Source organism: Neptunomonas sp. CHC150 (assembly GCF_030397555.1).
GTDB lineage: Bacteria > Pseudomonadota > Gammaproteobacteria > Pseudomonadales > Balneatricaceae > Neptunomonas > Neptunomonas phycophila.
In genome coordinates, this window is record NZ_JAPNXU010000010.1 from 478,563 (window position 1) to 488,102 (window position 9,540).

Sequence of the window (9,540 nt, forward strand, 5' to 3'; positions counted from 1 at the left end):
TATACATCTAAGACTGCTCCCTAAAATACATCATAGGGATCTAGAAACTACCATATTTGTGTTGCGGCGCACAAAAAAGTTCCCATAGGAATGCGATAGTCAGTGAGGGATCAAATCAATAGTAGTGTTCCTAACCCTAGGAAAGTCACGAAGCCAACGACATCTGTCACTGTTGTCAAAATAACCGAGCCTGACAACGCAGGGTCTATTTTCATTTTATCGAGTATGAGCGGAACAAATACACCAGCAATGGCTGCTGCCAATATGTTAATGGCGATAGCCGAGCCTATAACCACACCGATCATCGGATCACTAAACCACCATGCGGCAATAGCACCAATGGCACCTGCCCACAAAACACCATTAAATCCACCGACACTCAGCTCTTTTCGCAATAGCGGCCATAAGTTACCTTTTGAAATCTGCCCTAAGGCTATCCCTCGAATAATCAGCGTTAACGTTTGGCTACCGGCAATGCCCCCCATCGAAGCCACTATTGGCATTAAGACAGCTAAGGCCACTACCTGCTGTAATGTTGCTTCAAACAAACCAATCGCCCACGACGCTAAAAATGCCGTCAGTAAATTAATCCCCAACCACGTCGCTCGACGCATCGAACTTCGTAAAACTGGCGAGAATAAATCTTCATCTTCCGACAAACCCGCTTGCGCCATCATTTCGGCATCATGAGACTCGCGTAAAATTTGCAGGCCATCTTTTAGTGTCATACGTCCAATTAACATGCCTTTTTGGTCAACTATTGGCAGTAACACATAATCAGACTTCTCTATAATATCGACACTATCTTCTAGGGAGACCTCAGCCGCCAGCGGCTTAACTTGCTCGTCCATCAGTTCAGCCAGCGGAATATGCCCGGGCGAGCTTAACGGTTTATGTAGGGATACTGTGCCGGTATAGCGCCCTGCCCTATCGGTCAGAAACAACGCATCAGTACACTCGGGGATATCACGACGCATCAGTCGCAAGGCATCGTAAACTTTCGCGTTTTGCGGCAGCACCAGCAAACTATGATCGGCATAACGGCCTATTTGGTCTTCATTAAATTGATTACTGTGCTCAAAGTGCTGGCGCTGTTTTTGATCCATTTGGCGCAGCGCGATATCAATGAACTCATCAGGGAGGTCATCAGATAGCTCTATCAATTCTTCTGGCGTGAGCTTAGCGAATAAACTTTCAAGCGCTGCGAATGACAAGGTACGTAAAATACTGAGGCGAGTGTCACCTCCTAACTCCACCAGGATTGCGCTTTGCTCATCGGCGGGAATACGTTCCCATTGCTCCAAGCGCTCATCTAAGGGTAGCGCGCCTAGCAATAAGGCTAATTGCTCTGCATCTAAGTGTTCTAGTTGCTCGGCTAAGGCTTCGGAAGGAGCGGTATTTTCATCTTTATCGACCTTTAAAATCTGCTCAACTAGTACGCCTATTTCTTCGCTCATATACCGCAACTCCTTAATAGCACCGCATTAGAATGGGTGGCTACACCGCTTAATCTAGCCCATAGGTAACATACACACAGTGCACTATGTTTTCACCTATTCCGTCATCAGAATCCAATAAATTTACTCAACTTTATCAATTATCTATGCGATTATGCCGAACATATCTTTTTTGCTCTTAGAGGTAACAATGGAAGGTTTAATTCACGCATTTGATCTTGACGGTTTAGGCGGAGTCACACCCTCTCCATACCCCTTTGAGAGAAACCACTGTGCTCAATGGATCCACCTCAATTTTGATAACCCCGGTGCAAAACAATGGCTTCGTAATGAAAGCCAAATAGACCCTATTGTGGTCGAAGCACTTTTGGCAGAAGAGTCCCGCCCACGCTTTAACCAATATGATAACGGGGTGTTACTAATTTTGCGTGGCGTCAACCTCAACCCCGATGAAGACCCCGAAGATATGGTCTCTATTCGCATTTGGTTAGAGGAAGGCCGGATTATTAGCACCCGACGCCGCGTGCTCCTGAGTGTTCAGGATACCGTTAAACGCCTCGAAGAAGGCAAAGGACCACGAGACTCAGGTGAACTCATCACCACCTTATGCCAACGACTAACAGGGCGTGTGGCTGATTTTGTAGACCGCGTAGATGATCAAGTAACCAGTATTGAAGACAGGGTTGTTGATCAACCTAAACAAGAGCATCGTAAGCAAGTGGCTGATCTTAAACGGCAAATCATTGCGCTGCGTCGCTACTTGTTACCCGAACAAGAGGCCTTTGACGGGATTATCGAGTCAGACTCACCCTTATTAAGCGAACATGACCGTCGCGTAGTTGAAGAAATTAACGAGCGATTGATGCGCAAGCTCGACCAATTAGAATCTGTGAGTGAGCGGATCAGCGTCATTATCGAACAGTTAGTCAGTTACACAACCGACCTGCTGAATCAGCGCATGTATTTACTTTCTATTATTTCTGCTGTTTTTTTACCTTTGGGCTTTTTAACAGGGCTTTTAGGCGTAAATATAGGAGGCATCCCTGGGACAGAATCCCCATGGGCATTTACGTATTTCGTCGCTGGTTTAACGGCTATTTCAGCTCTCATGCTATGGTATTTCTATCGTAATCGCTGGATGTGAAGGTTCGTAAGTGGTCGTTACAGTTGTGACTACTCGTAAGCGCCTTAAAACAGTATAATTAATGATCAATTTTAAGGTTCTTTAATATGCTCGACTGGGTGCTAACAACGAACGGCTTTATCATCGAAGCTGTTTTAATGACTGCGGTTATTATTTATATCGGCACGCGTGTGTAGCAACAACAAAAATACGGGTTACTTAGTAGATGTCCCTTTTAAAAAAGACATGTGTTCGCAGTTTATTGACGACTTCTTTCTTGCTGTCACAGGATGTGTTCAGTTACAACGAAACGGATCTTTTTAACGACATACCAGAGATATCCTCTGTATCCCGATTACCTCAAAACCTGCAAGAGCTGCCGGTATCGACCACGATTATTTCTCAGGAGATGATTAAAGCGTCAACGGCAACCGATATCACAGAGCTATTTAAGTTGGTACCGGGTTTCCAAAGCTATAATCCCAATGCCAACAAGCATGCGGTTAGCTATCACGGCAACTCCGGAGAGTTTCCGAATCGGCTAGATATACGTATTAATGGCCGCCCAGTATACTTGGCTATGCTATCCACCGTGGCATGGAATACTCTTGGTATATCCATCGAAGATATTGACTATATTGAAGTGGTTCGCGGATCAAACGTTCCATCATATGGATCAAACGCATTAATCGGCGCGATTAATATTGTTACGTTCCAGCCTCTCGATCAAGAATCCCACCATATTAGCGCCACTTTAGGCAGCCAGCAGACAAAGCGTGTGAGCGCTTCATTTTCTAAGCGTACTGATGACATGAGTATCAGAGCCAGCCTGACCCATGATCAGAATAACGGGTTCGATGATGTAAATGATGGCAAGCAAGCCAATATGGGTAACGTATCGCTCACGTTTACACCCACTCTGTTTGACACCATCAATATATCGGCAGGTTTCAGCCATGGTTATATTGATATAGGCGCTGCAGACGACCCAGCAGACGAGCCTTATAACTACCTGCCACGTGAGCATCATTCTCACTATGAGCAACTAGATTGGCAACGAACACTAACAGACAACAGCGATATCCGTATTAGCGTATTTAATAACTATTTAAAACTTAACTCGCCACGCATAATGGCATCAGAATTTTTAGGGGATCCCGGGCTTGCAGGTATAAACGGTTTACTACAACAGTTAGCAGGGCTTTATGGCCCAGCTTATCCATTCCCTTCGCAAACCGTCTCTGACTTCGCCGTCTGGCCTGCAGGAGAAAAAGGAACAGCTCAAAGCTCCGGACTAGAGCTTCAGTACACCCAAGGTTTTGGCTCTACTATCAACATGGCAAGTGGAATTGGCTACCGACAAGATACGGTTAAGAGCGCTGTCTACTTAGGCCAAGAAGAAGCTATCAACGAAGATCTATTTTATGCGTTTAACAATGTAGAATGGCAACTTTCACCAAAGCTCTATACTAACTTCGGACTGATGGTTGAAGACTCGACGATTGCGGGAACAGCAACATCAGTCCGCCTTGGTGCAAACTACCAAGCGTCAAAAGCTATCACATTGCGCGCAGCAGCGACTAAAGCGTACCGCATGCCCTCTTTGCTAGAAGAAATGACGCAAGTAAGCTATCAATCTCCTGAAGGTGTTGTCTTTGATTATGTGTCTATGCGTAACACAAACTTGGACCCTGAAAAGCTGATCAGCACGGAATTAGGCTTGTTGTGGGCCCTGCCTCGTTACAAGGGCTATATCGACATCAAACTATACCAAGAGAAAATCAGTGATGGACTAAACAGCTATTTCACGAACAGCGACATTGACCTGTTAACTATCGTTGATGGAGACTCTAATAGCCGAGTATTTATCGTCAAAAATGCATCTCATAGTTACGCTAAAGGTCTCGATTTACAGGCGACTTTTCACACAACGCCTAATGATTTAGTGCACCTTGCTTATAACTATAACCGTCTGACGGGTATTAAAGATCGCGGAGCTAAGAAAAACCAAACGATGGATGAAAGATCTCCACGCCATACCTTATCGCTCTTATACAATCACACCTTCACGCCTGCGATAAATGCTAGCTTAGTTTATAATTACATGTCTGATGTAGAGTGGTTTGACAGTAGCCAAGTTGATAGCTTTAGCACATTTGATTCACAATTAAGCTTTACTCATCCTCTTTCTCATGAGCAAGTATTAACCACGAAAATTATCGTAAAAAATCTTTTTAACCATGAATATCACGACTTTGGAGAGAACAACTTATTTGATCGGCGCTTATATTTAACGATGGATCTTAGCTTTTGATATTCATAGCAAGGAATGCAAATGCACGTACGCTTCACACTGCTTAAGTTGAGAGCCTATATTGGTAGTGCAGCTTTAGCCCCATTGCTATTTATAGCGTGTGTATCAGCCTACGGGCAATCAAATTTATCGCAAATGCATGTAACTGTTCTGTTAAGCAGCAACGATGTTTCGTATCGTTCTGTCACTGAGCAGATTATCAATACCTCTCCTTCGCAAATTGAAATAGAGGTATTTAAGCTATACCCCAACGAACGATCATCAATCCAAAGCGACTTGGTGGTCACATTAGGAAGCAAAGCGTTCGAAGCCGCTTTGTTGGACTACCCTGATACCCCCATCCTAGCTAGCTTTATTCCGAGGCGCAGCTACGAGCGCCTAACGGCAAAATTTAATCGTAACGACCATCAAGTGAGCGCTCTATTCATTGACCAACCCATGTCCCGACAAGTACACCTAGCTCGGCTGCTAGTACCCGGTGCAACCGTCATTAGCACGTTGTTTGGACAATCTTCTTTCAAAGAAAAGCCCTTCTTTGAAGAGGCTGCAGCGCAATATCAATTCACAAGCCGATCAAGCGTTTTAGCGTCTACAGACAACCCAATCAACATCATTAATCCACTTATATCTAATAGTGACATCTTCCTTGCCATACCGGATCAGGGTGCATTCAACAGGGCAAGCGCCAAGTGGTCTTTATATCTAGCACTGCGTCACAAAAAGCCACTCATCGGATTCTCCGAGACCTATGTTAAGGCGGGAGCCCTAGCAGCCGTTTACTCCACAACCGTTCAGGTAGGAACAGAAACAGGCGAGCTAATTAGTGATTTTCAGGTAAGTCGCCAGTTAAACAGCCCCCGATACCCCAAATACTTTGATGTCAAGATTAACGCGTCAACGGCTAAACAGCTCAAGCTATATCCGCCGTCCAGTGATCGACTGCGTACAACGCTACAGGGGAATAGCTAATGCCAACATCAATCAATACCCGCTTTGGTATTCGCCAAAGACTGCTGTTGTTAACTTTATTCCCTCTGTTATTTATCTCTCTTGTTTTGGGCGCATACTTCACAATGACGCGCTTACAAGATGCAGAGAATATTCTTGTTGAACGAGGGCAGCTATTGGCGAGGCTGGTCGCTTCTTCATCCGAGTTTGCTTTAATGACCGGTAACAACGAGTTGCTCAAATCAATTAGCAAAGGACCATTTCAAGAAAAAGATGTAGCGGATGTACTTTTCTTGAACGGCGAATATCAGTTAATTCAACGCTCAGCTCAATTTCCTATTAGTTTAAAGGTCGCTGCGCCATCGGCCTACATTCACGATCAATACTGGTATTTTACTCAGCCAGTTAGCACAACAGGCATACCTTTTTTGGATAACCCAGAGTTTCAAGAAACTGAAAGTATTTCAGATACTGTCGGTTGGGTTATAGTCATCATGTCCGAGAGCCGCAAAGAGAAACAAGAGCAACAAATTCTACTGGCCAGTATATCTTTATTACTACTGGCTTTCGTATCTTCTGCTGTATTAGCGCTGCGTTTTGGCAAGCGAATATCCCAACCTATCCTTGGGCTAACGCAAGTAATGGAACGGATCCAAACAGGCAGCTTAGACACGCGAGTTACCAATACTTATACAGGGGAATTTAACCTCTTAGCGCAAGGCTTAAACGGGCTGGCTGATACCATACAAAAGTTAGTCACTAACCAAGAAAACCGCATTAACCTAGCCACCCGAAAATTACAGGCAACACTCCATCATTTGGAACAACAAAACACTGCTCTTGCAAAAGCCAGCAAAAGAGCCGATGAAGCAAATAAAGCTAAGGACGAATTCTTAGCAAGAATGAGTCATGAGTTGCGCACGCCTCTGACTTCTGTTGTGGGTTTTGCGAAGTTAATGAAGCAATCGCCATGCTCACCAGAACAACTAGAGCACATACGGATCATCAATCAAACGTCGCTGATGCTGCTATCAATTATTGATGACATACTGGACTTTTCTAAACTCCAGCAAGATGCAATTACACTTGAACTAATCGACTTCAATTTAGAAGAAATCATATATGATGTGCTAGAAATGCAAGCGCCTAAAGCTCATGAAAAAGGCCTTGAGCTGATAACACATATGCAGCCACGCCAAGACCTCGACGTTATTGGCGACCCTACACGTTTACGCCAGATAATCTCTAACCTTATAGCCAACGCGGTTAAATTTACACAAAGCGGCACGGTAGAAGTCCATGTCGATATTAGCCCTATCAACAATCAGCAGAGTTTATACACTCTAAAAGTCATCGATACTGGTATAGGTATTCCGCAGGAGCATCTAGAACAGCTTTTCCAAGCGTTCATGCAAGCCGACACATCAATCACCCGTCGTTTTGGAGGCTCAGGCCTCGGGCTTGTTATCTCGAAAAAGCTGACTGAACTCATGGGCGGCCGTCTTGAGATGATTAGTGAGGAAGGTGAAGGGACTACCGTCAGTCTCTACTTGCCTTTCAAACCTAGTGAAAACCGTCCGCTTATTAAAGTAGAGCCGCCAACCTATAATAACGAACAAAATATAGTTATTTGCGAAGGTAATGTATCTCAACGCCGATCCCTTATTGAAATTCTATTTCGACAAACTGAGCGCGTTATCAATGTCCGCTCCATTGACGAATGCTTGCAACACCTCGCACCTCACAACACATTTATGGTTGGCTTGCCGGCTAAAGCAACATCTGAGGAAGAGCGCATCTTTCACGCCTCTCTATCGCTACTTTCCTCACAAGGAAACCTTGTCGTAGCTATGCTACCTTCCGATTGTCAACTTCCAATTGAACACCCGACAAACCTCATTCCTATTTCCAAGCCAGCACGGCCAGATGCGTTATTTAAAGCCCTTGATCTACCGTATTACCTACTTCAAACAGGACAAGAAAATAACGAAAACCTGCTACCTATTAGCGTAGTCCTAGCTGAAGATAACGAGTTCAACCGGTTGTTAATCAGCAAAATTCTCGAGAAATCTGGCATCAATGTATTCCCCGCAGCGACGGGAGTAGAAGCCATAGAACAGACCCAAGCCCAACAGCCGGACTTGGTGATCATGGATGTGCATATGCCAGTCATGGATGGTTTAGAGGCTACCTCACACATTAAGCAGAAGTACCCTGATCTGCCCGTAATAGCCCTTACAGCTAATATTATTGCTCATGAACATCACGCACTCATCAGCGCTGGAATTTCAAAAGTGCTGCTCAAGCCTGTGAACGACGACGAACTAATTTCAACCATTAGATACTTAACAGTTGGAAATACAACCAATAGCATATCCCAGTCGCCTCATAGCAAGCAGGAGAAAGTTACCAATATAGAGGATTACGATGTATCAACCTCTCAGATCGAAGAGGAGCTCGGTAGATTGTGTCAACAGATACACGATAGTTTTACGGCACGCAACACTCAAATTATTGGCGAAGTAAACCATCAACTTATTGGGCTAGCTGGTCTGTATGAGCTACCAGAAATTGAATGCTGCGCTTCCGAAATACATAACATATTACATACTGCACCAGTTAACTGGAAAGAACTCTGGTATGCAATATGGCAGCTTAAGCGCGTGCTTAAATCAGTTGATAACACAGATGGTTAAAAAGACTTAAATACTGGAGTTTTGAGAATTAGCTGCTCCAGCTCACCTCGTAATAACTTTAAACGATCCATACCTTGGTCGTTATAACGGTAGCGAGCCGAACCAAAACTAACAGCACCACCAGATTCCGCATCCAACTCTAACTCATAGCAAGACTGCCTAATTTCCTCTAATTCAGGATCATGAATAATAGGAAGTCCTACAAAAAGCGTCCATGCATCTTGGTCTTGTTCTCCGCTAATCATGCCTTCAATCATATTTAGTACATACTCACGGCTTGGGCGATAAACAGGCGGCCGTCCAAAAACTAAAGCGACTACGAGTAATAGTAGAATGAATAAGCACACCAAAAAAGTGGCAACAAACTCCACCTTTATTGCTTCGCTTTGTTGATATGGGCATGGAGTTGACCGGCGGCTTTGACGACCTCTTCCCCGTGGGCTATCTCCAAACGTGCCATGAATAGCTCATGCTTGCGACGGATAGGCTTTTCTAGCTTTTTCCACGCTTCTTTAATAGGAATATGCTCTGTCTGTTCATGTATTTCAGTAAATACCGCATAAGCAGGCTCATCATGTAGAGCTGGATTATAATAATCTAGCAGTGATTTAACGCGAATAGCGCCCTCAACCACTCCTATCTGAGAATTAATTAAGGCATCGGTTAAAATATTGAGGCTACTCTCAATATATTCATAACGCTCTTTTTGGATTCGTTCCAAATTCTCTTGATTTGCTAATCGCTCTTCTTGTTTGCGTCGCAAACTTCTAACCTGCCGATAAATAACAACCATCAATACAGCAGAAATCAAAATCCCCGCAACTAACAAAATATACATCACCGAATCAGACAAAGCTCACTCTCTCTATTTTACGACTACTTAAATAATTACTGTCACTAATTATATAGAAAAGGTAAAGCAAAACACCGCCTGTTTAGCCAATCGTAAAAACAATAACCATAAAAAAACCCCTGACTGCAGCGCAATCAGGGGTTCGGTAT

7 protein-coding genes are annotated in these 9,540 nt (G+C 44.1%); 4 read left to right on the forward strand and 3 right to left on the reverse strand.

Annotated elements, in window-relative coordinates; genetic code table 11:
* Positions 1-110: 110 nt before the first annotated feature.
* Positions 111-1,457: a magnesium transporter gene (locus OW491_RS13985; RefSeq protein ID WP_075170899.1), complete on the reverse strand. Its 1,347-nt coding sequence runs from the start codon at positions 1,455-1,457 to the stop codon at positions 111-113.
* A gap of 190 nt (positions 1,458-1,647) precedes the next feature.
* On the opposite strand from OW491_RS13985, the gene OW491_RS13990 reads away from it, so the two are divergent.
* The 4 genes from OW491_RS13990 to OW491_RS14005 all read left to right on the forward strand — a co-directional run bounded on the left by OW491_RS13990 (position 1,648) and on the right by OW491_RS14005 (position 8,538).
* On the forward strand, positions 1,648-2,601 hold the full coding sequence (locus OW491_RS13990) for a zinc transporter ZntB (protein WP_075170898.1): 954 nt from the start codon (positions 1,648-1,650) through the stop codon (positions 2,599-2,601).
* Positions 2,602-2,806: 205 nt separating this feature from the next.
* Positions 2,807-4,894: a TonB-dependent receptor gene (locus OW491_RS13995; RefSeq protein ID WP_290036546.1), complete on the forward strand. Its 2,088-nt coding sequence runs from the start codon at positions 2,807-2,809 to the stop codon at positions 4,892-4,894.
* A gap of 21 nt (positions 4,895-4,915) precedes the next feature.
* Positions 4,916-5,863 (forward strand): ABC transporter substrate binding protein, encoded by a 948-nt coding sequence (locus tag OW491_RS14000; RefSeq protein ID WP_290036547.1) that lies wholly within the window; start codon positions 4,916-4,918, stop codon positions 5,861-5,863.
* The gene (locus OW491_RS14005; RefSeq protein WP_215150891.1) at positions 5,863-8,538 is read left to right on the forward strand and encodes an ATP-binding protein; all 2,676 of its coding nucleotides are present in this window, start codon (positions 5,863-5,865) and stop codon (positions 8,536-8,538) included. The genes OW491_RS14000 and OW491_RS14005 overlap by 1 nt, the downstream gene beginning before the upstream one ends.
* Here the strand turns inward: OW491_RS14005 and OW491_RS14010 are convergent.
* Positions 8,535-8,909: a hypothetical protein gene (locus OW491_RS14010; protein WP_290036548.1), complete on the reverse strand. Its 375-nt coding sequence runs from the start codon at positions 8,907-8,909 to the stop codon at positions 8,535-8,537. The genes OW491_RS14005 and OW491_RS14010 overlap by 4 nt on opposite strands.
* Positions 8,910-8,911: 2 nt before the next feature.
* Positions 8,912-9,391 (reverse strand): DUF2489 domain-containing protein, encoded by a 480-nt coding sequence (locus OW491_RS14015; RefSeq protein WP_290036549.1) that lies wholly within the window; start codon positions 9,389-9,391, stop codon positions 8,912-8,914.
* Between the last annotated feature and the right edge of the window lie 149 nt (positions 9,392-9,540).